This is a genomic window from Peribacillus sp. NPDC060253 (assembly GCF_042727425.1).
Classification (GTDB): domain Bacteria; phylum Bacillota; class Bacilli; order Bacillales; family DSM-1321; genus Peribacillus.
In genome coordinates this window covers 13,679-39,173 of the sequence record NZ_JBHXAS010000012.1, presented here as the reverse complement: position 1 = coordinate 39,173, position 25,495 = coordinate 13,679, and the positions used below count along the sequence as shown (strand labels likewise).

Below are 25,495 nucleotides of genomic sequence, written 5' to 3'. Positions count from 1 at the left end.
TAAATATTCTGGTAGGGGGGAAATTATGAATAATCAATTACTTAAGGATAATGTAAAAATCGGCACACCGGTCATATCCGAAATGAGCGTCATTCCAGTTGCGGGCCATGACGGCATGCTTCTGAACCTGAGCGGTGCCCATGCTCCTTATTTCACCCGGAACATTATCATTTTAAAAGACAATGCGGGTAATACTGGTGTCGGTGAAGTTCCTGGAGGCGAAAAAATTCGCCAGACACTCGAAGATGCCAAACAATTGGTTGTCGGCCAGTCCATTGGAACATACAACAACATTCTAAATACCATCCGTAAGCAGTTTGCGGACCGGGATGCAGGAGGGCGCGGCCTTCAGACGTTCGATCTCCGTATTGCCATCCATGCCGTAACAGCATTTGAAGCGGCACTTCTTGATTTAGTCGGACAATACTTAGGTGTACCAGTCGCAGCCCTTCTCGGCGAAGGACAGCAGCGTGATAAGGTAGAAATGCTGGGCTACTTATTTTATGTAGGTGACCGTAATAAAACAGATCTTGGTTATTTAAGCGAACCTGAAGCGGAAGATGACTGGATTCGCCTCCGTCATGAGGAAGCGCTGACACCCGAATCGATTGTCCGCTTGGCAGAAGCCGCCCACTCTCGCTATGGATTCAATGATTTTAAATTGAAAGGCGGGGTTTTGCGCGGGGAAGAAGAAATCGAAGCGGTGACGGCACTTGCGGAACGCTTCCCTGAAGCCAGGATCACCCTTGACCCAAATGGCGGCTGGCTACTTGAGGATGCAATTAAACTTTGCCGGAACCAGCATCATGTTTTAGCCTATGCGGAAGATCCATGCGGAGCGGAAAATGGTTTTTCCGCCCGGGAGGTGATGACGGAATTCAGGCGTGCAACGGGCCTTCCCACCGCTACGAATATGATCGCAACGGACTGGAGGCAAATGGGGCACTCCATTCAACTTCAATCCGTGGACATTCCTCTTGCCGATCCGCATTTTTGGACGATGCAAGGCTCCGTCCGCGTCGCTCAAATGTGCAAGGAATGGGGATTGACATGGGGATCACACTCCAATAATCACTTTGACATTTCACTTGCCATGTTTACACACGTTGCAGCAGCCGCACCAGGAAAAATCACTGCGATCGATACCCACTGGATTTGGCAGGATGGGCAACGTTTGACGAAAGAACCTTTTAAAATTGTCGGTGGAATGGTGGATGTCCCTTCCAAACCCGGACTTGGAATTGAATTGGATATGGAACAAATCGAGAAGGCACATCAGCTTTATAAACAAAAAGGGCTTGGTGCCCGTGATGATTCTATGGCTATGCAATACCTGGTCTCCGGGTGGAAGTTCAATCCAAAATCACCTTGCCTTGTCAGATGATTTTTTTCCAACAATGCGTGCGTCTCTCTCTATAGAGCGACGCATTTTACTTTTTTTGGGGCATAGGCCTTCTCTTCCTCACATGCAAATAAGTGTATTATATTATATAATTAGTCTTACAGTAAAAATACATATCGGATTTCACAGAAAAGGGGTTACATAATGGAAGAATCGTCAAAGAAATTAGGCGTACAATCAGTACATCGAAACACTCTTTCACAACAAGTCGTGGATCAAATTGTGCATCTGCTCGTCAGTGGACAAATGAAAGCGGGCGACAAACTGCCTCCTGAAATGGAACTTATGAAAGAACTTGAAGTTAGCCGGCCGGTTTTACGGGAGGCTCTCAGTGCACTTGATACGCTAGGGGTCATTACGCGGAAAACGCGTGAAGGAACCTTTTTTAACGATAAAATCGGTACGCATCCATTCTCTGTCATGCTGGCGCTTGCTACGGATAATTTACCCGCAATCATCGAAGCACGAATGGCATTGGAGTTGGGATTAGTAACGATGGCTGCCGAGAAGATCACAAACGAACAACTGGAGAAACTCCAAGTTACGATTGACACGATTGCCAATAGTGAAGACAACGATTATGGAGAGGCTGATAAAGAATTCCACAAGATCATTGCTTTAAGTGCGAACAATCCCATTATTGAAGGTATGATCGATTCCTTATTAATTACCCATAATAAAATAAATAGCCTGATTCAATTCAGAGAACGGGAATTGACAGTAAAGTATCATAAAGCGATCTATGCGGCACTTGCAGCACATGATCCACATGAAGCATTCAGCCAAATGTACAAGCACCTTGATTACGTCCGTCAGAAAGTCCTTCAATATTCTCACGCAAATTAAGCAAAAAAAATCTTAAGAATCATAAACTAGCGGATTACTCAATGAGTCTCTCTCATAGGTACACCTAAAAAGTGGATATTTTCAGGAAAAATTAAACCTATTTTGCTTCCAAGATTTCAAAGTTTCAACATACCTTTTAAATCCAATTGATAGCATAATTATTTTTGAGAAAAACTGGATAGTAGTTGAACTATCCAGCCCCCACTTATCCAGTTCGATTGAAATGAGAATGTCAGGACTCCCGAATGAAGTCGAAACCTTCCTCTTACAAATTGTCTGGCTAACCAAAATCCCCATCCACTGAACCTGCCAAGGCTCCACTCAAAAAAAATGCATCCCTGCTTACTGGCAGGAATGCATGTATTAGGTACTTATTTAATCGTTCATTCTACTTATCCAACTCATAATGGATTCCTCTTTTGGCTTCCAACCAAGTAATTCCCTGGCATGCACAGCTCTTACCCGGCTGTTGGAGGCAATGGCAAAACGAGCCCAGTCACCAAGTTCATCAATAGCCTCATCCATCGGCCAGCTTAATGTTCTCCCCCCATAACCAAGTGCTTCACTGATTGCTGCGGCAAGATCGCCATATGATTCTTCCCCATTTTCGGCATAAAAAACTGATGCAGCCGGTGCTTTTTCCAGAAGCAATTGATACAACCTGGCCAAGTCCTTTATATGGACATTAGACCACCGATTCACTCCCATTCCAACATGGACACCTGCCTTCATTTCACGGGATTTACGAATAATTTTTGGCAATTGATCACTTTCCGTTGGCAAGCCGAGAGAGTCTCCGTAAATCATCGAAGGACATAGTACAACTGCCCTGATTCCTTGTTCGATACCTGCCCTCCTGATTGAGGAATTGATTGAAACACGTTCTTGCCTTATATCCATAGGGTTTATCGATTTGTCAATATACGGGGATATCCCGATAAAAACAGGACCACCACACCTCTGTGCAGTGGTCTGTTAAAATTACGGTTTAATAAGCACTCCAACCAGCATCTGCCGTGATGACGGTACCATTGACAAAGCTGGAATCATCCGAGGCCAGGAACAAAGCAATTTTCGCAATTTCCTCAGGTTTTCCATTGCGTGGATTGATGGCCATTCCCAATTGCTGACGAGATGCACCGAATCCATTGATATTCGTCATGCTTGAGCCAATATTTGTTTCAACTCCGCCTGGTGCTATCGCATTACAGCGAATTCCTTTATCCGCATACATGAAGCCGGTGTTTTTTGTGAAGCCAACCACTGCGTGTTTCGAGGCAGTGTATGCTCCGCCTGCTCGTGCACCATATAAACCGCCGGCAGAAGCAATATTGAGGATGACTCCTTTTTGTTTTTCTAAAAAGATTGGTAACACCTTTCTTGTCGAACGCATGACGCTTGTCGTGTTAATTGCAAAAATCCTGTCCCATTTAGAATCTTCAATATCTCCGGCAGGTTCCATGCCATCCATGATGCCCGCGTTATTCACCAGTATATCCACCGTACCAAACGTACTGACTGTCGTATCGATCAATTGCTGAATATCTTCTTCTACTGCAACGTTCGTTTTAATCGCAAAAGCTGATCCGCCAGTTGCTTTTATCTCTTCTACCGTAGCGTTCGCACCATCGAGATTTAAATCCGACACGACAACTTTAGCCCCTTCTCGAGCATAAAGTATGGCAATTTGTTTTCCCATGCCTGATGCTGCACCTGTAACGACTGCAACCTTGTCTTGTAATTTCATGTAATCTCCCCCATATTCAATCTAGTAAAATCGCCACTTATTGTACAGATGTTCATTAACTACCTTCCTTTATAGTATAATTAGTTTCAATAAGGTTATACAATCAGCAAATGCAGCTCTCGATGTTGAACAATGAACACATATGATTCATTTTGTTTATTAAAAGTCCAAAAACGAACAAAGGATGAGGAGAATGTCCAATAATAACACTGGGATCGATAGAAGGATCAGGAAATCCAAAAAGACTTTAAAGGAGTCCCTCATATCATTAATGCAAACTAAGGATTTTAGGGAGATATCCATTACTGACATTGTAGAACTCGCCGACCTTAATCGCGGTACCTTCTATAAACATTATCAGTACAAAGAGGAACTGCTTGAAGAAATCATGGAGGATGTCATAGCCGATTTAATCCTATCTTATCGGGAACCTTATAAAAATGGTGATACCTTTACCATCAATGAACTAACGGCATCAGTCATCAAAATATTTGAACATGTGGCTAACTACAAAAATATTTATACCCTCGTTCTAAAGTCGAATGCATTGCCAAAACTACACGATAGAATTTGTAATGAATTAAAGAAACTGCCTTTAGAGGACCTGGAAGATTATCGGCCAAACCCTAAGATTAATGCAGAACTTGCCTCCAGCTACCAAGCATATGCGATTTTAGGCATGATTATCGAATGGGTCAACACTGGCTTCACATATAGCGCCGATTATATGGCAGAACAATTACTAGAAATCATTACTAATAGGCCAGTTAATGCTGTTTTTAAAATAAACCATACATTTAATGATGGACAGAAATAAGAGGGCTGCATGGGCAACCCTCTTGTTCCTTAAAAATTCACGTCAATCAGCAATTTTAGTGTTATGGATCCTTTCTACTAGCCGAGTTCCATTACTTCAACTCATCGGATGACACTAACCTTTTTTCCAATCAAGAAAGATATAAAAGCAAATATTATTAGAAAAAAGGAAAGGAAACCGTAAGCTGCCCCTTCAAATCCCCTAATGTGAACAAACCCGATATAAAATAGAATAAAGGCAGCAATAATCGCTATGATTCCTGGCAACATCTTTAATAAAAGAGGACATCCTCTTTTACTAAGCCACCAAGTAAGGGTCAATATAATCATCCCTGGTATGAGAGTCATCAGCAATGGTACTAAAATCATCATAAAATCCACTCCCTTCATTAATTTTAGCATAAATTACCAATTTATTTTACCGGATTTTTCGAATTCAGTGGCAAATTGAGGTGAAAAATGAGATGTCAGAAGGGCTATACCAAAATGAGTAATAGTGGTGAAAAGGTTGAACATCCTGCGACATTCCATTTTATGTATGAAACCAAATAAAAGGTGCAACATGATCACCTGGCTGGGGCTGATGGAATGTGAGGTAAATTATTGAGTTCTAGGACGATTTTTCGATTGTGGGTCGAAACAATGAACTGTAAGTACAATTATTCAATTATGGGACAAATTAATGATAAAAATCAATAAACAAGGCCCCTATTCACATAGGGGCCTTGTTTTATGTTTCCTTTAAGCGGTTTGATTTTTTTTCTCAGCTGGCTTTTCTTCAGCCGGCCATGCACGCTTAATGAATAATGTCAGAATCAGTGCCACAGCAGCAATGAAGGTGGATACAAAGAAGGAGAAGTTAATTCCATCGAGCATCGCCTGCATTCCGATTTGGGCCTGCATTTGTTCCATCATTTCAGCAGTGGGCTGGCTTGTTAGTTCGCTCATTGCTTTGGTCATTAAATCCTCACCGGAAGATGCTGCATGGTTTGACATGACCGTAACAAGCAATGCTGTACCGATTGCGCCTGAAATCTGGTTCAGCGTGTTATTCATGGCGGTACCATGCGGGTTCATACGGGCTGGCAGCGAGTTCAATCCATTTGTCATGATCGGCATCATGGCCATGGACAAACCGAATAAACGGACGGAATACAGAATCACAATATGTGTATAAGAAGTATCCATTGTTAATTTACTGAAGAAATACGTCGTCACCACAGTAATAAACAAACCGGTTGAAGCAAGTATGCGCGCACCGAATTTATCGAAGAGCTTACCGGTAATCGGTGACATGAGGGCCATCAATAGTGCACCGGGCAGCATCAATAATCCTGAATCGAATGGTGAAATGCCACGGACCGTTTGTGTATACATCGGCATTAAGATCATCGCCGAGAACATGGCCATATTCAACACGATTGAAATCGTTGCAGATAAGGCGAACATCGGATGTTTGAAGATCTTGAATTCAAGCATTGGCGTTTCCATTTTCAGCTGGCGTGTAATGAAAAGGATCAGGGAAATGGCACCGACAATCAATGTTCCATATACCCAAGGGCTATCCCAGCCTTTGCTGCCTGCCGAACTAAATCCATAAAGCAATCCGCCAAACCCTAAGCTTGAAAGAATGACCGATAATTTATCAATTTTAATATCGACTTTTTCCTTTTTGTCTTTAAGTTTAAAGAAGCCGAGAATAAGCACTAGTAAAGCAAGCGGAGTGATGAAGTGGAATAGCATTCTCCAATCATAATGTTCGATGATCCAGCCTGAAAGCGTCGGCCCGATTGCAGGGGCAAACATCATGACTAAACCGAATAATCCCATTGCCGAGCCCCGTTTTTCAACAGGGAAAGCAGTTAAAAGCACGTTCATTAATAACGGCATCATAATTGCAGAACCTGCAGCCTGAACCATACGTGCGCTCAATAATAGCGGGAATGTATGCGCTACACCTGCAACGATCGTCCCGATTGAGAAAAGCAGCATGGCTGTCAGGAACAGATTACGTACCGAATACTTTCTTATTAAGAAGGCTGTTGTCGGAATCATGATTCCGTTCATAAGCATATAGCCCGTTGTCAGCCATTGAACTGTGGAAGTCTCGATTCCCAGGTCTGTTTTGATAGATGGCAGTGCAATATTTAAAAGGGTTGAATTCAGTATCGCTATAAACGCCCCGACCATCAGTATGGCCAAAATGCCATACGAACCCTTTTTTTCATTTGTTTGTGCAGTACTCACTTTTTATCTATTCCTCCATTCAAACTGTTGGTTCATTTAATTGTACGATAGGTATAACCCAATCTCATAAAATCAATAATATACCCACAGTTCATTTTTTGCAATAAAAATTTATTGGTTTAAATAAGGGTTTGTGCTGTGATGGAAAATAGAGTACGATTACATTTATACAAGCAGTATAATTGAAAATCAGGTGATATGATGAATAATCGAAGGCAGAATGTTATCGATACGGCTCATAAGCTGTTTATTGATAAGGGCTACCAAGCCACGTCCATCCAGGACATTTTAGAAGGCAGCGGCATTTCCAAAGGTACATTCTATAATTATTTCCCTTCCAAGGGAGAATTATTTATTGCCATTTTCCGTTCCTTCTATAAAAGGATTCTCCACGAACGAGAAAAACTATTGGTTGATCAAGATTCAGCAGATATTGAAATTTTCATCAAGCAGCTCGAACTGCAAATGATGGAGAACAAACAAAGTAAAATGCTTATTCTGATCGAAGAAGTCCGCGTTTCAAACGACGATGAATTAAAACAATTCATCAATGAGACTCTTTTATTAAGCATACGCTGGATGTATGAACGTTTTCTCGATATTTTCGGGGAAAGCAAAAAACCCTATCTTTTAGATAGCGTCATTATCTTTCATTCGATGATGACCCATGTAAATCATTTTAATTATCGTGCTAATGCGAAAGGTTCTTCGGAAATACAGATTATCCGCTACTGCATGAACAGAATTGTCCATTTAGTCGATGAAGTGGCAGAAAGCGGAGAACAGATCCTGAGTCCGGAACTAATCGATACGTGGTTTCCAAAATTTAAAAATCATCTTAATCCATGCCATAATGAATTGCTTAACTCCACCTCTGAATTGAAAAAAGCAATTAACAAAGCCTTCCCTTGCGGTGAAAATAGAACAAGAGCCATTGAACTTGTCGATTTTATCCAGGACGAGCTGATGCAGTCCGACAAACCGCGGAAATTTTTGATAGAAAGTTTGCTGCTCACGCTAAAGACTCAATATGCCGTGCAGGTCCCGGCATGCATGGAGAACTTTGAAAAAAGCATCAACTCTTGTTTGTACCAATGAAGGTCGGAAAGATTAATGAGGTTGAGTAATATGACAAGCACCTGCCGAAAAACGCAGGTGTTTTTTTCAATTTATTTGCCGCTATAGGTGGATTTGCTGCAAGTATTTTTTCACAGCCGGGTATTGGTGAATCATAAGAATCCCGCCAATTTGGCCAACGTGTGAATATCCCTGGATCACAGTGCATTCATTTCGCAAAAGCTTGTTTTCAGCCCTCTTCCTTTTATGAAAAAAATCATTTTGTAAAGTGTTGGTTTTATAAGCATGGCCTAAGGAAAGACTAGCCTTATAAAAAGGAGGTCTAGCTATTTGAGTGCGAATAAAAGTAGTTTGTCCATTCTTGCGTTAGGCGGAGTGAACGAAATCGGAAAAAACATGTATGTGGTTCAATATTCAAACGATATCGTCATTATTGACTGTGGTGCCAAGTTTCCTGATGAAAGTTTATTAGGAGTGGACTTGATCATTCCTGATATTTCCTTTCTTCAGGAAAATAAGGATAAGATCCGGGCTCTAATTGTAACTCATGGGCATGAAGATCATATTGGCGGTATCCCCTATTTCTTAAAAAAATTGAACGTACCTATTTATGCTACACGTTTAACACTTGGTTTGATTGAATTGAAGTTAAAAGAACATAACCTTTTGGGTGATACGGAATTAATCCAAATCGACTCGGATTCAAGGTTGGAATTTGGGGAGATGCGTCTGGACTTTTTCAAAACGAATCACAGTATTCCCGATTGCCTTGGAGTCACCATCCATACACCGGAAGGCACGGTCGTTCATACAGGGGACTTCAAATTTGACTTAACTCCCATGAACAATCAGTATCCCGATATCCATAAAATGGCCAAAATCGGGAGTGAAGGTGTCTTGGTTTTATTATCTGAAAGCACGAACGCTGAACGTCCCGGCTCCAGTCCCTCGGAGCATCTAGTTGGCAGCCATATTGAAGAGGCCTTTATGCACGCTAAACAGAAAGTCATTCTTTCAACCTTCGCTTCAAACGTCAACCGCGTTCAACAAGTTGTGAACGCTGCTCAGAAGACAAACCGGAAACTAGCCTTAATTGGACGAAGCATGGTGAACGTCGTATCCGTTGCCATTGAACGCGGGTACCTCGAGGTTCCTGATGGGATGCTTATCCAACCACAAGAAGTGGATAATTATGCTCCTGAAAGGGTCGCGGTTTTATGTACAGGAAGTCAAGGTGAGCCGTTTGCTGCCCTTTCTCGCCTTTCCAGTTCGAATTATCGGGATATGAGTATATTGCCTGATGATACAGTGATTCTTGCCTCCACTCCAATACCCGGAAATGAGCGGGATGTTTCACGTATCATCGACAACCTGTTTCAACTGGGTGCCAAAGTCATTTACGGTTCTGGGACTGTAACAGGCATGCATGTTTCCGGACATGCCTATCAGGAAGAATTAAAGCTCATGCTTACCCTGATGAAACCTAAGTATTTCATACCCATTCACGGTGAGTATCGGATGTTGCACCAGCATCGATTACTAGCTGAATCTGTCGGGGTGGAGAAGGACCATACTTTCATCATCAATAATGGCGATGTCGTGGATATTGAAAACTCCGTTGCCCGTCAAACAAGAAAGGTGGCTGCCGGCAATACCTTTGTGGACGGCATGGGCGTTGGTGATGTTGGAGAAATCGTACTGCGGGACCGGAAGCAGCTTTCCGAAGATGGAATGCTCGTAATCGTTATAACACTAAGCAAGTCGGAAAGAAAAATAGTATCAGGACCCGATACCATTTCCCGTGGATTTGTATATGTTCAAAATTCCGAGGACCTCCTTAAACATGTGAATCGTCTTGTTACGAAAACGGTCAACGAATTGCAAAGTGACAGGATATACAGATGGAACATCATCAAACAAACCATAAAGAAGGAACTGGGGCAATATCTCTTTAATCAAACTAAGAAAAAACCAATGATCCTTCCGATCATCATCGAGATTTAGCGCCAAATTGAAAGGAACTCGACTATGTAGCCGAGTTCCATTTTTTAATCAAGTTCCGATTTACTTGCTTTAGCAGCCATCGCCTTGTTCTTATTCCAAACCTTGAACATCATGAAAAGTACGGCTAGTCCTATGATCACGACGAATAAGAGGCTTATGAAGAATCCAGGACGGATCTCTTTTTCAAGCAAAGTTCCACTTACCGCTGCAACAATTAAAAGAAGTCCGAAAACGGCCGTAATCTTACTCCAAATCTTACCTTCCAAAATTTTGAATGAAGAAAGAATGATGAAGGCCCAGTTATACAGTAGCAATATACCAGCTGATGTTGTAATGTATTCATAAATCTTGCCTGGCAGGAGCAAGGCAGTGATGATCGAACCTAAAAGCCCTAAGGCGCCAAGACCCAGTGAAGGTAATGGAAGTTCCTTGAATCTCTTGATCTTTTGCATGAATAATGCGGGTGCATTCCCATCTTTAGAAAGTGTAACCAATAAATTCGTCACACCAAATAATGAGGCGGTCATCGTCGAGAAACCGGCAATGATGATTGCACCGTTAAAAACATGCGGGAAAAATGTCAGGTAATAACTATCCAATGCCGTAACAAAAGGGCTTTCTTTTTCACTGAATGCGCCTAACGATACCATGGTGACGGCTAACCCCAATGAAACGACATAGATGATTGTCAAAACCAAGAGCATGATGGTCCCTGCCTTTGGCGCATCTTCCTTCTTTTTCAGCTGCATCGCCATCAGCCCAATCACTTCAATGCCGCCAAACGCATAAAAAGCATAAATAAGCGATGTCCAAAACCCTTTTAGCCCTTTAGGAAATAACTCACTGTACGTATTCGGAAATGACGGGGGCTTGTCTCCATCTAGTCCAAACCAACCGACAACGGCACAAATTGCGATAATGATAAACATGACAATCGCGGCTGTCTTAATGACCGCAAGGATGTTTTCAACGCTGTCGAACCCCTTTGTTCCAAGCAATACCACAACGATTGAAACAATAGCAAACCCGGTCGCAAATAACCATAGCGGAACTTTTGGCAACCAAAATTGGGATAATAGCGAAAGTGCAGTAAGCTGACTTCCCATAATCAATATATTGGAGGACCAATAATTCCAGCCACAGCTAAAGCCTGCCCATCTTCCAAATGCTTTATTGGCATAATAACAAAAAGAACCCTCTTGAGGATCCGCAACCGTCATCTTAGCAAGTAAATTATAAACGATGTATGTACCCAGTGCAGCCAATACAAATGAAAATACAATAGATGGGCCCGTTGTTTTAATGCCTATTGTCGAGCCTAGAAAATACCCTGTTCCGATCGTACAGCCTACACCGACCAATGACAACTGCCACCATTTCATATCCCCATTTTGTTCGCCGGAAGCACTGGAATCTATCCCATTCTTTCCTATTGATGAACTGCAATTGGCATCTTTCATTACGCTCCCCCCTTTCCATTCATAGTGTTAATAAAGCCACATTGAATTATGCAAGGAAGAAGTTTTCCAATCTTTATTCACGATGGCCCAGGTGCCTCCAGTGATAATCCAGAGATGATCGAAATAAGACCCATTCGTCAATGCAGCTACAAAGAAATCAGGCCAATAAAGATCATCCCGCTATAAGTGAAAAGTTGGGATACCCCATAACTTGAAGCTGTCTTGGCCAAAATAAGTTGGATAACGGACTTTTGCTGAACCCTGCCCCAACGATACAGGCATGCCAAAAACCATTATCGGAGCTGCAAGGGTAAGCCCAATAAAAAATAACTCAACATGAAATGTATACTCAAAAGATTTCACTCCCATCAAGCTAGGAAACAACTTATACATTCTATGTGACAGCCTCCCCCCTATAACTGTGATGGTGAACGTTACGTAAAAAGTCGTGGAATTGCAGTTCAAAACCAGCTTATTGCTTACTTGTTACCATTTAATTAGCGGCTTCCTTTTTGTCTGTACTAATGGATTTCATAACAATCAAAACGATGCAAATGCCAATGATTCCAGTAATGATATAACTTATATTAAGATGATTTTTCATGACAAGGGACATGACCGGAGGGCCAGCCGCAACTCCGATGAACCTTGAGGACATATAGAAGGAAGTTATCGTCCCCCTTAGTTCCTTTTCAATGTTTTGGGTGATGATGGCATCAAGTGTCGGCAGTAACGCGCCAATCGCGATTCCGACAAGGCTTGTTACGAGTAACAGAAGAAATACATTCTCTTTTGTATATCCGACAAAGACCAGACTGATTGACAGGACAGCTAAACTGATCATGATGATCTTTTTCATGATCGGTAATTCACCTTTGATCTTTTTCCCTGCAACATATGAAGATACACAAAGAAAAAACAGCGGGATCGCTATCACAAAACCCTTCTTGACTCCGTGCAAATCATGTATTTTCTCCAAATTTTCCGACAAAAAGAAAAGGACCCCGAACAATACCAACATGACAAATACACCAATCAGGAAAACAGTATATAGCCACTTTCCTTCCTGCTTGAATATTTGTTTCGTATCCTGCCAGAATTCTTTAAATTTCTTTGGTTCTTCCTTCTCCTTTGGTACCTTTATAAAGAAGAAGACCAATACAATTGATATTAGACTGAAGAATGAAATCGAGAAGAAAGGTAAAAACCAGATAAATGCGGCAAAAAGCGAACCCAATATTGGGCTCAGTACTTTCCCAAATGTATTCGAAGTTTCGATGATACCCAAACATGCACTGGTTTTTTCATCATCATCTTTGTAAAGGTCTCCCACCAATGGCAAAATGATGGGCGAGGCACCAGCAGCACCAATCCCCTGTAATACTCTCCCAATGATGATCCAAGTAAACGGATCATCCAATTTCCACGATGCATAGCCCGCAACCAATCCACCAATCAGGGCAAGGACCAAACTTGGCAAGATCACCATTTTCCTTCCGAATCGGTCTGATAAATAACCAGCTATGGGGATTAAAAAAATTGAAGCTACGGAATAACTTGTAATGACCATGCTAGATTGAAATGAAGATATCCCCACCTTTTCCTCGAATATGGGTAATACCGGGATAAGCATTGAATTTCCAAGCGTCATTACCAATGGGATTGATGCCATGCTAATCAAGCACCATATGCTGACATTATTTTTCTCATGACCTTCCATACCTACACTCCTCGTCCATTATAAACACCACCGCCAACATACAAAGGCAAAAAAAAATGAATACTTATTCGACTTGCATTGATTTTTAGATGTCTTTATTTAATATGTTGTAGGGCTGAAAGATTTATTCAACTGTTACTTATGAAAATGAATGGCACTTTTTCCATTCCAAAAAAAGTGGTACAAGTCCATTTGTTTGAATACATTCAAATAAGTAAATGTATCAAATGATGAGGTGATGATTTGGGTGCTTTTTTCAGCTATGTATTATTAGGCTTATCGCTAGCAGCTCCTATCGGTCCCATTAATGCTGCTCAATTGGACAAAGGAATCAAGAAAGGCTTTTGGCATGCCTGGATTTTTGGCTTGGGTGCCATTTTAGCGGATGCAGTCTATATTGCCCTCGTCTATTATGGGGTCGTTCACTTTTTGGATAACTCCTTCATGAAGACATTTTTATGGCTTTTTGGCTTTTTCATTTTGACCTATATTGGCATTGAAAGCCTTCTTAGCGCGGGTAAGATAGAAGTTCAGGCACGGAAAGCGAAGGATTCCCACATTTCTTCATTTTTATCAGGATTCATCATGTCCCTCTCGAATCCCTTATCCATTATGTTTTGGCTGGGGATTTATGGATCCATTCTTGCAAACACCGCAACAAAATATGATTTTCATCATATAATTTTATACAGTTCAGCCATCCTTCTCGGCCTCTTAGCATGGGATACCACAATGGCCATCACCGCCAGTACCTTCAGACGGTTTTTATCGAGGCCCATTCTTATTGGCATTTCAGTCATTTCAGGAATATCACTTATAGGCGTTGGCATTTACTTTGCCATACAAGCAGCCAAGGTTTTATTTACATAAAGATCGACTAATCGAAAGAAAAAAAGCCCCACTAGAGGCCTTTTTTAATCTTTATCAGGATTATGAACTAAAAATCTTCCTTCAAACCCAATCTAGCCTTTATAAAAATTCTAAACTAAGCATTTACTCGTGAATTTGGATGCTTTACTCGTGAGTTTGGGTGCTTTACTCGTGAGTTTCGCATTCTAAGCCGCCTATTTTATTGTCCACCTTTGTCCATGTCGGACACTAATCCCCCTTTGTTCATAGTCTGAAAGGGTAAACACAAAGGGAGGATTTCTTGAATGTATAATAATTACGGTTATTACTCTTATAATGATCCATATTATAATGTTCCATATTATTACGATAATTCTTATGCCAGTTTGCCTTATTATGATGACAGACTGCCTTATTATGATGATAGGCTACCAATACAAACACTCGTTCCAGTAGCAACAATTAAGAGCCATTTAAACGCTGGCCGACAAGGTCATTGTTTCAAAGGTTTTTGGGGTAACACCGAGCACACCTTTATTTTAATGGGAATCAATGATGCTACAGGTATGGTACAGATACTCGAAGGTGGCATCCCAAATGAGGTTCATCATACGGATATAGTTGGATTACAATATCTAGGCTTAACCTGCCCTGTCGGTGGCGGCGGCCAAGGTGGTGGCGGTCAAGGTGGCGGCGGCCAAGGTGGCGGCGGCCAAGGTGGCGGCGGTCAAGGTGGCGGCGGTCAAGGTGGTGGCGGCCAAGGTGGCGGCGGCCAAGATGGTGGCGGCCAAGGTGGTGGCGGCCAAGGTGGTGGCGGCCAAGGTGGCGGCGGTCATGGCGGCGGCCAAGGTGGTGGCGGTCATGGCGGTAACTGTTTTCAGCATTTCGTTCAGGGCGTTGGCTGGGTATGGGTTTGTAGATAGAAAAAAGACAGCCGATTTATCCGGCTGTCTTTTTTTATCCAAACCTAATCCAATGGGCCTTTACTCGTGAGTCCCCATTAAGCTGCTTTCTAGTTAGATGCTGCGTTCTTTTATTTGCTGGACCATCTTCTTGATAAACGTTCCTATTGTGACATTTTTAACTTCTTGTTCCCCGTATTTCCGGACATTCACTTCATTTTCTTTCTCTTCTTTATCTTCAAGGACCAGCATGTATGGGACACGATGAATGACGACCGGAGGAAATTTTTCATTATTTAATACTATCTCTAGTACCCATGAAATTGGTATAATTAGTAAAAAAGGAGTCGCTATGAAAAGTTTAAGCAATTGGTCTATCCTATTTGCCATGTTTGGCACACTATCATTTTGCTGCTCACTTGCATTACCCAAAGCCTCCGGGCTGCTTATGATCTCAGGATTCGGTGCGTTACTTATGGGTATGGTTTGCAGTTTCGGGGCCATGTATAAAAATGAAAAAGGCAAGACGAAATTTTTGGCCGTGGCTGTATTCTTCCTTTTAAGTTTCATTCTGGTTTGGAATGAACCATTTCAAATTGTCAGGTTATTAACCCGGATGAAAAATTAAAAAACCCGTCCGCGATAACGGGTTTTTTTGTATGTGGTCCTCATGTGATTTAGCCTTGATGATCTTCATCTTGTATATGACTTACAAACAATCCCTCGGAATTCTTTACGCTAAGCCATAACGAAAGTCCAGTGGTCCACAGAATTAGCGCGCATCCAAAGCCGAGTATGGATAACGGTGCAATGATTTGGTGCTCCCCAAACATGACAGTCGCTGGCACAATAAACAATGTGACAAGTGCCAATAAACAGAGAAGCACTCCTGTTGCATAGTAAATCCTGATTTGGAAAAGTGACGCCAAAGGTAAAAAATGAATCCCTACAATAATGGCGATGACACCCGGTATTAGATCGGTCTGATCGATTATGTTACAGATGGCAATGGCTGCCCCAATCAGCAATGCTTCGGCAATGAAGACCATATTAAACCAGAATCCGATTCGCTTCAAACGCCTAGCCCCATTTTCTGAGACTTGATTGGACATTTTTTGTGATGCATGAATTAATGAAATGCCGCCTATAACCATTATGATTCCTACGAATATGGCAGCGAGCTCCACGTAAGGAAACCCCCACCCCTGCAATCCCATTACACCGATACCTGCCCACAGCGTACCGAAGAAAGCCATGAAAATGACTCCAATTCCAGAACCGCGAAACGCCTCTTTCGAAATGAGTCTTGAGGTTTGCATCATCAGTTTCCTTTCATCCACAATATTATCGTACATAGATAATAGTATTGCACACCTTCCCCAATTATTCAGCTGCAAAAAAATGATTTAAATACTCTATTGCAAAAATTACCATGCTGCGATATTATGTTAATTAATTAGTGATTGATTAATCACTAATTAATTAAAGTATGGAGGATACAGATGGCCAGACCAAAAAAAGAGAATCGAAAAGATGACATTCTGGAAGCTGGTTTGGAGGTTTTTGCAGATAAAGGCTATTACAATACAACGACCGCCTTAATTGCAGAAAAAGCCGGCATATCCCAGCCATATGTGTTTAAATTCTTTAAAACTAAAGAGGAGCTATTCGTAGCCGCTCTCGATCGAGCATATGAAAGGATCCTGCAAGCTTTTGAAATTGAAGCAGAACCAGAAGACCTTGTTAACGATATGATCAAGGTATATGAAGAATTGACTGAGTCCAATCCCAATGAAATTGCCCTGCAGGTCATAGGACTTTCAGTAACGGAAGACGCAATTAGAAACTCTACTCGATTAGGATTAGCAAGCATTAGAAATCACACACTGGAAAAATTTCAATCTGCTGGAATTCCGAATGCCGAGGAACAAGTGTCCACCTTCCTGGCAAGGGGGATACTCTGTAATATTTCCCACTTCATCAATATGCCAGAGCTTATAGATGGCGGGGGCAGGTAAGGACCGATTTTCATCGGTTTCTTATTTTGGACATTTATTTAGTGATTGATCAATAAATAAAAAGGGGATGAAAGATATGAAGAAAGCTATTGTATTAGGAGCAACCGGTGGATCAGGCCAAGTCATTGTATCGGAATTGTTATCCAAGGGAAAAGAAGTCATCGCTTTCGGGCGTTCAAAGAGTAAGCTTGAGCAATTAATGAAACAGCATGGTCATTCGCAACAATTATCATGCAGAATGGGTGACATCTTTGATTACAAAGCCATTGTCGAGGCTGCCGAAGATGCGGAAGTCATTTTCCAATGTGCCAACGTTCCCTATCAAGAGATGGCTTTGAAACTCCTTTCACTTGGGGAAAGTGTAATGAAAGCAGCCGACATTTTAGGTAAAAAGATTGTCATTGTGGATGGGATATATGTCTATGGGCATCAAGTGGCGAAAGGAAATGAAAGCCATCCAAAACAGCCACATACAAAAAAAGGGGAAATCAGAGTGGAATTCGAGAAGCTCATTTTCAGCCAAAAATGGGAAAATGCCAAAGCATTGATAGTCAGGCTGCCCGACTATTATGGTGCCACCTCACAGAACTCCTACCTTCAGCCTACCTTGGATGGGCTCGCTGCGAATAAAACGACCGTCTTTATCGGGGACTTAAAAACACCAAGAGAATATGTCTACTTACCGGATGCCGCAAAAATGATCGTGGAAATAGCAGAAAAAGACGACTCTTATGGAGAGAATTGGAACATCCCTGGGCCTGGTCTGATTTCCGGAAACGAAATCATCCAAATTGCCCGTCAGGTAACGGGACAGAAAAAGATGGTCCTTCCACTTACTAAAAACATCATTCAGATACTCGGCTTGTTCAACCCTTTCATGAAAGAAGTAGTGGAAATCATGTATTTAACCAAAGAAGGATTCATCCTGAATGGAGAAAAATATGAAAACCGCATCGGCCCCATTCCTAAAACGCCATACAAAGAAGGGCTGGAAGAAACACTGCGACTTTTAATGAGATAATTGTCGCTTCGTCGATATATTCTTATTTTCGGAGATATAATTGCGATTTTCGTCGATATATTCTTACTTTCGCAGATATAACTGGATTTTCGCCGATATATTCCTATTTTCGGAGATATAACTGAATTTCCATAAAAATCTCCATAAAAAAACCTGAGCCCAATAGGGAATCTCAGGTTTTTTGTCCTTCATATCAAGCTACATCTGATTTATCAAATTGACAATCTTTCAATGAGATTAATTTGGTCTTATGATACACCTTGTATCCTAGCCATATCGCCAGGAATAACGGTAACCCGATATAGGAGACAGCGACGCCATACCAGTCAATGCTTCCCTTTATGAATGCTTCATAATTCTGCCCTGCAATGACACCCATGCAAAGGACGAATGAAAGAATCGGACCGAATGGAAACCATTTTGCTTTATATTTCAATTCGTTCAAGTCACCGCCCTGTGCGACATAGGCCCGTCTAAAGCGATAATGGCTTATGGCAATTCCAATCCAGGCGATAAAGCCGGTTAGCCCTGATGCGTTCAATAGCCATGTGAATACGTGGTCCCCAAAAATGGAGGTCAAGAAGGCTAGCCCGCCAATTAATGCCGTGAGAATCAAGGCATTCATCGGGATCCCCCTGCGGTTGACTTTCGCCAGGAATTTGGGAGCTTGTTTATCCTTCGCCATCGACCATAACATCCGCGTTGATGCATAAAGCCCCGAGTTTCCTGCGGATAGTAAGGAAGTCAACACCACCGCATTCATGACGGATGCCGCGAATGCAAACCCAGCCCGCTCAAAAACGAGCGTGAAAGGGCTTACAGAAATGTTTTCGACATCCCCGTTCAGCAAACTTGGACTTGTATATGGAATCAAGAGGCCGAGTATCAGGATGGCCCCGATGTAAAACAAGAGGATGCGCCAAAATACTTGGCGGATCGCATTCGGAACATTTTTTTCTGGATTCTCACTTTCCCCGGCAGCAATTCCAACCAGTTCCGTGCCTTGAAAAGAAAATCCCGCTATTAGAAAGATACTGATGATCGATAAAAATCCTCCCTTGAATGGTGCCTCCCCCATTGTGAAGTTTTCAAATCCAATCACCTTTCCGCCAAACACCCCTAAAATCGTCAATAATCCAATAATGATAAAGAAAATGATGGCTACGACTTTTATTAAAGCAAACCAGTATTCTGATTCACCATAGCTTTTAATGGATAAAGCATTGAGGATAAAAACGATTCCAAGAAATAATGCGCTCCATATTAGGCTTGGCACATCCGGGAACCAGAATTTCATGATGATGGCAGCTGCAGCTATTTCCACGGCGAGGGTGACTGCCCAGTTAAACCAATAATTCCAGCCAAGTGCAAATCCGAATGCGGGATCTACAAAGCGTGTGGCGTAGGTAGAAAATGATCCCGATACAGGCATGTACGTCGCCATTTCCCCTAAGCTCGTCATAAGAAAATAAACCATGATTCCAATACAGGCATATGCAGCTAGGGCACCACCGGGTCCAGCACTTTGGATGGTTGCCCCGCTTGCCAGAAATAATCCAGTACCGATTGAACCCCCAATGGCAATCATGGTCATATGCCTGGCTTTCAGTTTCCTTTTAACTGTCGGTTCTTGATTATTAATGAGATTCATGTCCATATGGTTCCTACCTCATTTTCTTTTAAAGTTAAAAGTTCAGGAAATAGTAAAAGATATTTGTCTTACCAGAGCAGAGGTCAATAGAGATGAATAGTCTTCCACAATCGCATTGCGGAAGACTATATTTCAACTAAGGAAAATCATTACCGGACATAAGGATTAACCCGCATCATTCGGTATCGTCAGTCTTTTATTATCTGAATATGGCTCGTCCTGTTCAGTTTCCATTCCACACCATTGAATTAAAGTCAGGGCAATGATCTCTGCTGTCGAGAACACATTGTCCAGTAAGATGTATTCATTTGGATAGTGGGCAACCTCGGTTACTCCAGGCCCGAAAACGATGGCAGGCGTTTCACCGACATGTGTCAGCAATCCCCCATCCGTTCCCCATGGAGAGGCTTCAATGACCGGGTCTCGCCCTTCCACTTGCCGGTATTGATTGATGAGCGCATTCATCAATTCATGCTCTGCATCAATTGCCCCTGGAACCCAGCGTGCCCCAAACCATTCCAATTCGGGCGGATGTTCCTTGAACCATTCGTCCCTTTCTTTCAGCTGCAATAACCAGTCCGCCATTTCATTCTTCGCCTGCTCCATCGTCTCCTCCGGTGCAACGCCCATCCTCCCTTCGATCTTTACAAGGTCGGGAACGGATGATGGCCAATTACCACCTTCAATGACACCTAGATTGATTGGGATCGGAATAGGCGTGTTCTGATAAAGCGGATCACTGATACGTGCATTTCGCTTTTCTTCCAAAGTTCGAATGTGATTGATCACGGTCATGCTTTTTTCAATCGCACTAACGCCTTCATACCTAGTTCCGCCATGCGCTGACCGCCCTTTAACATGGATCCGGAACCACATGGAACCCTGCTGTTTCGGGAAAATCCTCATATTCGTCGGTTCAGGGATAAGGGCAGCATCGGCTTTATATCCCCTAAGGACGGCTGCTAATGTTCCTGCCCCGCCGCTTTCTTCTTCAATCACACTTTGAAAAATGACATCTCCTTTTAAACGGATGCCATTTTCCTTCAATGCCTGCATGGCAAGAATCAGGGATACATTGCCCCCTTTCATATCAGTTACGCCGCGTCCAAACATTTTCCCATTCTTTATTGTCCCACTATATGGATCGTCATCCCACTGATCACGATCTCCATCCGGAACCACATCGATGTGTCCGTTCAAGATAATCGAACGGCCGCCTCCAGTTCCTTTCATGATTCCCACCACATTGGGACTGTTGGAAAAGTCATTTCGCGGAGAATAGAAATAGTCATGCTTTTTCAGCTCTCCCCCATCAGGTTCCCAGCTATCAATCTGCAAATCCATTTCCTTCAGTTTTTCGGCGACGATGGCTTGCGCCCCTGCTTCATTTCCTTGCGTACTCGGGGCTTGTACCATTCTTTGTAACAGGTCTGTTCCTTCTTCCCGATGATCCTTGATCCATTGGTTAATCCGTTTTTTTATATCCGGCACATTAATCCTCCTTAATTACACATATTCTCATAGATTACTGAAAGTCCCATTCCCCCTGCCATACACAACGTTACCATTCCGTACTTAACTTGTGAACGCAACATTTCATGCATCAGTGTGACTGTCAATTTTGCACCTGTTGCTCCTACAGGGTGACCTAGTGCAATTGCCCCTCCATTGACATTGACAATATCCGGATTCAAATCTAACTCCTTGATCACTGCAAGTGCTTGGGCAGCAAAGGCCTCATTAAGTTCAAACAGTCCGATATCCTCTAACGATAGACCTGCTTTTTCCAATGCCTTTCGAGTCGCTGGTACGGGTCCAATCCCCATAACTCCAGGTTCAACTCCTGCACTGGCGAAAGCCTTTATTTTCAAGAGCGGTTTTAATCCCTTTTCTTCTACTTGCTGCTTGGACATTAATAGTACAGCTGCAGCTCCATCATTCATAGGACAGGCATTTCCTGCCGTAATGGTTCCTTCATTTTTGAATACTGCTGGAAGACTGGCTAGTTGATCGAGATGAATGTCTCCGCGTACCCCTTCGTCATGGTTGAAGATTTGAAGTCCTTTTCGATCCTTGATTTTAAGCGAAATAATTTCTCTATCAAAGCGACCCTCTACTATAGCTTTCCAAGCCTTCCTGTGGCTTTGATAAGCAAATTGATCCTGATCTTCACGATGGATACCGTATTTTTCAGCCAAGCGCTCGGCAGTTATTCCCATATGCTCATTACCCAAGGAACATATTAATCCATCTGCCAGCAGAGCATCCTCCATCGTTACGTTTCCAAATTTACCGCCCCATCTATTTTTCACGATATAAGGCACATTGCTCATGCTCTCCACTCCGCCGGCAATGATTACGTCTTCTTGACCAGCAGCGATCGTTAAAGCAGCGTTGGTAATAGCCTTTAAACCTGATCCACATGCTTTGATTACAACGTGGCCTGGGACACTGTGTGGGAAACATGCCATCTGCGACGAAATTCGGGCCGAGTTAAGTCCGCCTCCTTGGACATAGCCATGTCCGAAAATCACTTCATTGACCTTTTCTTTACCTAACCCTGAATTCTCCATTAAACCTTCCAATACTTGACGGCCCAATTCGGTAGCTTTAACATTCCGGAGTGATTTTCCAAAGGATCCAACTGCAGTTCGCGCTCCAGCAACGATGACAACCTCATTCATGCTTTTTTCCTCCTCTTACCTATTCAATGGTGTTGACAGCAGCATGGATTTTCAACGTTGCCTCCGTATTCCTTAGCACATCATCCACGGTATATGGCGCCATGACTTCTTTCAGCACCAATCCTTCTTCGGTAACTTCCATGACAGCCATATCCGTAATGATTACATCCACACTCTGCCTTGCCGTCAATGGAAGGGTACATGTCTTCAATATCTTCGATTCACCCTGCTTATTCACATGATTCATCAAGACGATCACCTTTTTGGCTTTCTGGGCAAGCTCCATCGCTCCGCCCATCCCAGGAACCCGCTTACCTGGAACGATCCAATTCGCAAGATCTCCCTTTTCACTAACCTCCAAGGCACCAAGTATCGTAATATCGATATATCCTTTCCGGATCATCCCAAATGCAGTTGCACTGTCAAAGTATGAAGCTCCCATTACAGTGGTGATCGGGAAACCCCCTGCGTTACAGAGGGCAGGATCTTCTTTCCCCGGATCTGGACTTGGACCTGTACCGAGAACTCCATTTTCCGCATGGAACAGCACATGGATATCTTGTGGTATATGGTCGGCCACCAAGGTAGGGATGCCGATGCCTAAATTGACGATCAATCCATCATGGATTTCCTTGGCAGCGCGTTTCGCGATGCGATTTCGTACATCTACTGCCATGCCCATTTCCAATTCACCCCTTTTGTCGGAATCACCATATCTACATAAATGCCTGGTGTGGCAATACATTCCGGATCCAATTCTCCCGCAGGAACGATTTCTTCCACTTCCGCAATCGTGAAGGCTCCAGCCATCGCCACCAGCGGATTGAAGTTACATGCAGTCTTGTCATACACTAAATTCCCCAACGAATCTGCCTTTTTGGCATAAACGATGCTCACTTCAGAGGTCAAAGCGGTTTCCACCAAAAATTCTTTTCCGTCGATTACCATTTTGTCCTTGCCGTCTTCGGCTATCGTGCCAATCCCGACATCGACAAAAATCCCGCCCAAGCCTACACCGCCGGCACGAATCCGTTCAGCTAATGTACCTTGCGGTGAAAATTCCACCTGCAGCTTCCCTTCAGTCATGAGCCTGCCGGCATTAGGATTGGATCCGATATGTGAGGCGATGACTTTCTTTGCCCTTTCAGCAGTGACAAGCCGACCAATGCCGATATCAGGGAATCCAGTGTCATTGCCAATCAATGTCAGTTCCTTAACGCCCTTGGCAAGGATACCCTGTACGAGCGTGGGAGGAGTTCCCACGCCGCCAAATCCACCATACATGAGCGTGCATCCATCGGAAATATGCTCCAATGCTTCTTCCATGGTCACAATTTTGTTTTTCTTCGTAATGGCCTGCTTCATACCGTTCCTCCTAAATAGCCTGCATGTCCTCAATCAAACCTTCCGCGTGCAGTTCATGCTGCAACTCTTCAAGGGAAGCTTCCAGTATCTTGACGAGGCAATCGATTTCTTCATTCGTAATGACCAATGGCGGAGATAAGATAACCGCATCACCAGCAATTCCTTCAATCGCACCTGCAGCAGGATAGATCAACAACCCCTTCGCAAAAGCCTTATTGACAAGCCTTGTAGTCAGGCCGATTTGCAAGTCGAACGGCTTTTTCGTTAGCCGATTGGAGACAAACTCAAGTCCAAGGAGAAGTCCTTTCCCTCTTACATCACCAATGATATCGAATTTTCCAGCCAACGCTTGCAGCTTCTTAAACAGATATTGACCTCTCTCTTCCGCAGCCTGAAATAGTTCATTTCCCTCAATGTAGGAAAGCACTTCCAATGAAACGGCAGCAGATAGAGGGTTTGCACTATATGTGTGTCCAGCCATGATTGATTTCGAGCCTTTTATAATGGGCTCCATGACACGGTCAGTAACCATTGTGGCTGCCATTGGCGTATAGCCTGCGCTCATGCCTTTACCCAATGCGATGATATCAGGAGTGACTCCCCAGTGTTCCATCGCGAACATTTTTCCTGTCCGTCCGATTCCCGTCATGACCTCATCGGCGATAAAGAGAATATCATAGTTTTCGCAGATTTCTTTAATCCTTTGATAGTAGCCATCCCGCGGTGTTACAGCACCAGCGGATGCCCCGATTATAGGCTCTGCGATGAAGGCGGCGATATTCTCGGAGCCGACCCTTTGAATGGCTGTCTCCAGTTCATTTGCACACTGAAGCTTGCATCCGGAAGTTTCATTATTATAAGGACAGCGATAGCAGTAGGGAGCAGATATGCTAGGGAAATCCTCCAATAGCGGAACAAAACGCTTTCTTCTTGGCACATGGCCGGACATCGATAAAGCGCCCATCGTAATCCCGTGATAACTCGTCCATCTGGAGATGATACGATTTTTTCGCTCATATCCTTTTTCTTGCCAATGTTGAATCGCGATCTTCATCGCCGTTTCGGTCGCTTCCGATCCGCTATTCACGAAAAATGACCAATTCAAATCCCCGGGAGCCAACTCACTTAGCTTTTTGGCCAATGCCTCTGCGGCTTCACTCGTAAAATGAGAGCGATAGGCAAAAGAAACTTTGCGGGCCTGCTCCGTCATTGCCTCGACAACCTCTGATACACCATGGCCAATACTCGCTGTGACCGCTCCTGATGAACCGTCTATATACTGCTTTCCATCTATATCATAAAGATAAATTCCATTCCCATGAGAGATAGTGGGATAGTCATGATCTAAAGTAGGCTTAATCAAATAATTGCGTGTCATGTCATCTCTCCTTTTAACGTTCGTACCCACTGTGCATTATTCTATTAATCAATTAATTTCCAAAACCAGTTTACCAACTAAAAGGTTCACCCTGAATCAGGATCGATTCTGTAGGGCAGCCTTCCATAGCATCTTGCATGTCATCATGCAGGATTTCAGGAACTTCGGCAATCCCCTGATTATCGTCCAGGATGACGAAAGCGATCCCTTGATCGTCATAATCATAAATTTCAGGACCTGTTGAACCGCATGCCCCGCACGCAATACAGGTTTCCTTATCAACCCATGTGTATTTAGCCATAGAAAAA

General features: G+C 43.0%; 25 protein-coding genes. 9 read left to right on the top strand and 16 right to left on the bottom strand.

Annotated elements, in window-relative coordinates; translation table 11 throughout:
• Positions 1-25: 25 nt before the first annotated feature.
• Positions 26-1,384 (top strand): glucarate dehydratase, encoded by a 1,359-nt coding sequence (gene gudD, locus ACFWE9_RS05235; RefSeq protein WP_377355905.1) that lies wholly within the window; start codon positions 26-28, stop codon positions 1,382-1,384.
• A 162-nt stretch (positions 1,385-1,546) separates the two neighbouring features.
• Positions 1,547-2,248, top strand: coding sequence for a FadR/GntR family transcriptional regulator (locus ACFWE9_RS05230; RefSeq protein WP_230161395.1), 702 nt, complete (start codon positions 1,547-1,549; stop codon positions 2,246-2,248).
• Positions 2,249-2,623: 375 nt separating this feature from the next.
• Here the strand turns inward: ACFWE9_RS05230 and ACFWE9_RS05225 are convergent, their stop codons facing one another.
• Positions 2,624-3,148, bottom strand: coding sequence for an NAD-dependent epimerase/dehydratase family protein (locus tag ACFWE9_RS05225; RefSeq protein ID WP_377355903.1), 525 nt, complete (start codon positions 3,146-3,148; stop codon positions 2,624-2,626).
• An 88-nt stretch (positions 3,149-3,236) separates the two neighbouring features.
• The gene (locus ACFWE9_RS05220) at positions 3,237-3,995 is read right to left on the bottom strand and encodes an SDR family oxidoreductase (protein ID WP_377355901.1); all 759 of its coding nucleotides are present in this window, start codon (positions 3,993-3,995) and stop codon (positions 3,237-3,239) included.
• 193 nt (positions 3,996-4,188) lie between these two features.
• Between ACFWE9_RS05220 and ACFWE9_RS05215 the strand changes: the two genes are divergently transcribed.
• Positions 4,189-4,812, top strand: coding sequence for a TetR/AcrR family transcriptional regulator (locus ACFWE9_RS05215; protein WP_230161402.1), 624 nt, complete (start codon positions 4,189-4,191; stop codon positions 4,810-4,812).
• 101 nt (positions 4,813-4,913) lie between these two features.
• Here the strand turns inward: ACFWE9_RS05215 and ACFWE9_RS05210 are convergent, their stop codons facing one another.
• A complete protein-coding gene (locus ACFWE9_RS05210) occupies positions 4,914-5,183 on the bottom strand; it encodes a YesK family protein (protein ID WP_377355899.1) in 270 nt (89 codons plus the stop codon).
• Positions 5,184-5,552: 369 nt separating this feature from the next.
• A complete protein-coding gene (locus ACFWE9_RS05205; RefSeq protein ID WP_377355943.1) occupies positions 5,553-7,001 on the bottom strand; it encodes a DHA2 family efflux MFS transporter permease subunit in 1,449 nt (482 codons plus the stop codon).
• A 258-nt stretch (positions 7,002-7,259) separates the two neighbouring features.
• Here ACFWE9_RS05205 and ACFWE9_RS05200 point away from each other — a divergent pair, with 258 nt between their 5' ends.
• Positions 7,260-8,156: a TetR/AcrR family transcriptional regulator gene (locus tag ACFWE9_RS05200; RefSeq protein WP_377355897.1), complete on the top strand. Its 897-nt coding sequence runs from the start codon at positions 7,260-7,262 to the stop codon at positions 8,154-8,156.
• 309 nt (positions 8,157-8,465) lie between these two features.
• The gene (locus ACFWE9_RS05195) at positions 8,466-10,139 is read left to right on the top strand and encodes a ribonuclease J (protein ID WP_377355895.1); all 1,674 of its coding nucleotides are present in this window, start codon (positions 8,466-8,468) and stop codon (positions 10,137-10,139) included.
• A gap of 44 nt (positions 10,140-10,183) precedes the next feature.
• On the opposite strand, the gene ACFWE9_RS05190 is transcribed toward ACFWE9_RS05195, so the two are convergent.
• From ACFWE9_RS05190 to ACFWE9_RS05180, 3 genes are all read right to left on the bottom strand, one after another.
• Entirely contained in the window at positions 10,184-11,599 is a 1,416-nt protein-coding gene (locus tag ACFWE9_RS05190; protein WP_377355893.1) for an amino acid permease, read from the bottom strand.
• Between the two features lie 180 nt (positions 11,600-11,779).
• Positions 11,780-11,992, bottom strand: coding sequence for a hypothetical protein (locus ACFWE9_RS05185; RefSeq protein ID WP_230161411.1), 213 nt, complete (start codon positions 11,990-11,992; stop codon positions 11,780-11,782).
• 100 nt (positions 11,993-12,092) lie between these two features.
• A complete protein-coding gene (locus tag ACFWE9_RS05180; protein WP_377355891.1) occupies positions 12,093-13,319 on the bottom strand; it encodes an MFS transporter in 1,227 nt (408 codons plus the stop codon).
• A 243-nt stretch (positions 13,320-13,562) separates the two neighbouring features.
• Here ACFWE9_RS05180 and ACFWE9_RS05175 point away from each other — a divergent pair, with 243 nt between their 5' ends.
• Both ACFWE9_RS05175 and ACFWE9_RS05170 read left to right on the top strand, forming a co-directional pair.
• Positions 13,563-14,189 (top strand): LysE family transporter, encoded by a 627-nt coding sequence (locus tag ACFWE9_RS05175; RefSeq protein ID WP_230161413.1) that lies wholly within the window; start codon positions 13,563-13,565, stop codon positions 14,187-14,189.
• A gap of 284 nt (positions 14,190-14,473) precedes the next feature.
• The gene (locus ACFWE9_RS05170; protein ID WP_377355889.1) at positions 14,474-15,091 is read left to right on the top strand and encodes a hypothetical protein; all 618 of its coding nucleotides are present in this window, start codon (positions 14,474-14,476) and stop codon (positions 15,089-15,091) included.
• A gap of 93 nt (positions 15,092-15,184) precedes the next feature.
• Here the strand turns inward: ACFWE9_RS05170 and ACFWE9_RS05165 are convergent, their stop codons facing one another.
• Positions 15,185-15,502 carry a His/Gly/Thr/Pro-type tRNA ligase C-terminal domain-containing protein gene (locus ACFWE9_RS05165; RefSeq protein ID WP_377355887.1) on the bottom strand — a complete coding sequence of 106 codons (318 nt, stop codon included), beginning with the start codon at positions 15,500-15,502 and terminating at the stop codon, positions 15,185-15,187.
• A gap of 245 nt (positions 15,503-15,747) precedes the next feature.
• Positions 15,748-16,389 (bottom strand): DUF7010 family protein, encoded by a 642-nt coding sequence (locus ACFWE9_RS05160; protein ID WP_377355885.1) that lies wholly within the window; start codon positions 16,387-16,389, stop codon positions 15,748-15,750.
• Positions 16,390-16,572: 183 nt separating this feature from the next.
• Between ACFWE9_RS05160 and ACFWE9_RS05155 the strand changes: the two genes are divergently transcribed.
• Both ACFWE9_RS05155 and ACFWE9_RS05150 read left to right on the top strand, forming a co-directional pair.
• The gene (locus ACFWE9_RS05155; protein ID WP_377355883.1) at positions 16,573-17,088 is read left to right on the top strand and encodes a TetR/AcrR family transcriptional regulator; all 516 of its coding nucleotides are present in this window, start codon (positions 16,573-16,575) and stop codon (positions 17,086-17,088) included.
• A gap of 76 nt (positions 17,089-17,164) precedes the next feature.
• The gene (locus ACFWE9_RS05150) at positions 17,165-18,109 is read left to right on the top strand and encodes an SDR family NAD(P)-dependent oxidoreductase (protein ID WP_377355881.1); all 945 of its coding nucleotides are present in this window, start codon (positions 17,165-17,167) and stop codon (positions 18,107-18,109) included.
• Between the two features lie 193 nt (positions 18,110-18,302).
• Here ACFWE9_RS05150 and ACFWE9_RS05145 read toward each other — a convergent pair whose 3' ends face one another.
• The 7 genes from ACFWE9_RS05145 to ACFWE9_RS05115 form a co-directional block, all read right to left on the bottom strand.
• A complete protein-coding gene (locus ACFWE9_RS05145; RefSeq protein WP_377355879.1) occupies positions 18,303-19,766 on the bottom strand; it encodes an amino acid permease in 1,464 nt (487 codons plus the stop codon).
• A 159-nt stretch (positions 19,767-19,925) separates the two neighbouring features.
• The gene (locus ACFWE9_RS05140; protein ID WP_230159943.1) at positions 19,926-21,251 is read right to left on the bottom strand and encodes a peptidase; all 1,326 of its coding nucleotides are present in this window, start codon (positions 21,249-21,251) and stop codon (positions 19,926-19,928) included.
• 11 nt (positions 21,252-21,262) lie between these two features.
• Complete coding sequence (locus tag ACFWE9_RS05135; protein WP_377355877.1) at positions 21,263-22,444, bottom strand: thiolase family protein; 1,182 nt, start codon at positions 22,442-22,444, stop codon at positions 21,263-21,265.
• Between the two features lie 19 nt (positions 22,445-22,463).
• The gene (locus ACFWE9_RS05130) at positions 22,464-23,126 is read right to left on the bottom strand and encodes a 3-oxoacid CoA-transferase subunit B (protein WP_230159946.1); all 663 of its coding nucleotides are present in this window, start codon (positions 23,124-23,126) and stop codon (positions 22,464-22,466) included.
• Positions 23,111-23,809, bottom strand: coding sequence for a CoA transferase subunit A (locus tag ACFWE9_RS05125; RefSeq protein ID WP_290370613.1), 699 nt, complete (start codon positions 23,807-23,809; stop codon positions 23,111-23,113). The genes ACFWE9_RS05130 and ACFWE9_RS05125 overlap by 16 nt, the downstream gene beginning before the upstream one ends.
• Positions 23,810-23,819: 10 nt before the next feature.
• A complete protein-coding gene (locus ACFWE9_RS05120) occupies positions 23,820-25,187 on the bottom strand; it encodes an aspartate aminotransferase family protein (RefSeq protein ID WP_377355875.1) in 1,368 nt (455 codons plus the stop codon).
• Positions 25,188-25,257: 70 nt separating this feature from the next.
• Positions 25,258-25,488, bottom strand: a complete 231-nt coding sequence (locus ACFWE9_RS05115) for a ferredoxin (RefSeq protein WP_377355873.1) — start codon at positions 25,486-25,488, stop codon at positions 25,258-25,260.
• Positions 25,489-25,495 lie beyond the last annotated feature (7 nt).

Excerpts from the sequence above, each read along its gene's own strand:
- gudD (WP_377355905.1), top strand. The coding sequence starts at position 26 with ATGAATAATCAATTACTTAAGGATAATGTAAAAATCGGCACACCGGTC.
- ACFWE9_RS05230 (WP_230161395.1), top strand. The coding sequence starts at position 1,547 with ATGGAAGAATCGTCAAAGAAATTAGGCGTACAATCAGTACATCGAAAC.
- ACFWE9_RS05225 (WP_377355903.1), bottom strand. The coding sequence starts at position 3,148 with ATGGATATAAGGCAAGAACGTGTTTCAATCAATTCCTCAATCAGGAGG.
- ACFWE9_RS05220 (WP_377355901.1), bottom strand. The coding sequence starts at position 3,995 with ATGAAATTACAAGACAAGGTTGCAGTCGTTACAGGTGCAGCATCAGGC.
- ACFWE9_RS05215 (WP_230161402.1), top strand. The coding sequence starts at position 4,189 with ATGTCCAATAATAACACTGGGATCGATAGAAGGATCAGGAAATCCAAA.
- ACFWE9_RS05210 (WP_377355899.1), bottom strand. The coding sequence starts at position 5,183 with ATGATGATTTTAGTACCATTGCTGATGACTCTCATACCAGGGATGATT.
- ACFWE9_RS05205 (WP_377355943.1), bottom strand. The coding sequence starts at position 7,001 with ATGGTCGGGGCGTTTATAGCGATACTGAATTCAACCCTTTTAAATATT.
- ACFWE9_RS05200 (WP_377355897.1), top strand. The coding sequence starts at position 7,260 with ATGAATAATCGAAGGCAGAATGTTATCGATACGGCTCATAAGCTGTTT.
- ACFWE9_RS05190 (WP_377355893.1), bottom strand. The coding sequence starts at position 11,599 with ATGAAAGATGCCAATTGCAGTTCATCAATAGGAAAGAATGGGATAGAT.
- ACFWE9_RS05185 (WP_230161411.1), bottom strand. The coding sequence starts at position 11,992 with ATGTATAAGTTGTTTCCTAGCTTGATGGGAGTGAAATCTTTTGAGTAT.
- ACFWE9_RS05180 (WP_377355891.1), bottom strand. The coding sequence starts at position 13,319 with ATGGAAGGTCATGAGAAAAATAATGTCAGCATATGGTGCTTGATTAGC.
- ACFWE9_RS05170 (WP_377355889.1), top strand. The coding sequence starts at position 14,474 with ATGTATAATAATTACGGTTATTACTCTTATAATGATCCATATTATAAT.
- ACFWE9_RS05160 (WP_377355885.1), bottom strand. The coding sequence starts at position 16,389 with ATGCAAACCTCAAGACTCATTTCGAAAGAGGCGTTTCGCGGTTCTGGA.
- ACFWE9_RS05155 (WP_377355883.1), top strand. The coding sequence starts at position 16,573 with ATGGCCAGACCAAAAAAAGAGAATCGAAAAGATGACATTCTGGAAGCT.
- ACFWE9_RS05150 (WP_377355881.1), top strand. The coding sequence starts at position 17,165 with ATGAAGAAAGCTATTGTATTAGGAGCAACCGGTGGATCAGGCCAAGTC.
- ACFWE9_RS05145 (WP_377355879.1), bottom strand. The coding sequence starts at position 19,766 with ATGGACATGAATCTCATTAATAATCAAGAACCGACAGTTAAAAGGAAA.
- ACFWE9_RS05135 (WP_377355877.1), bottom strand. The coding sequence starts at position 22,444 with ATGAATGAGGTTGTCATCGTTGCTGGAGCGCGAACTGCAGTTGGATCC.
- ACFWE9_RS05130 (WP_230159946.1), bottom strand. The coding sequence starts at position 23,126 with ATGGGCATGGCAGTAGATGTACGAAATCGCATCGCGAAACGCGCTGCC.
- ACFWE9_RS05125 (WP_290370613.1), bottom strand. The coding sequence starts at position 23,809 with ATGAAGCAGGCCATTACGAAGAAAAACAAAATTGTGACCATGGAAGAA.
- ACFWE9_RS05120 (WP_377355875.1), bottom strand. The coding sequence starts at position 25,187 with ATGACACGCAATTATTTGATTAAGCCTACTTTAGATCATGACTATCCC.
- ACFWE9_RS05115 (WP_377355873.1), bottom strand. The coding sequence starts at position 25,488 with ATGGCTAAATACACATGGGTTGATAAGGAAACCTGTATTGCGTGCGGG.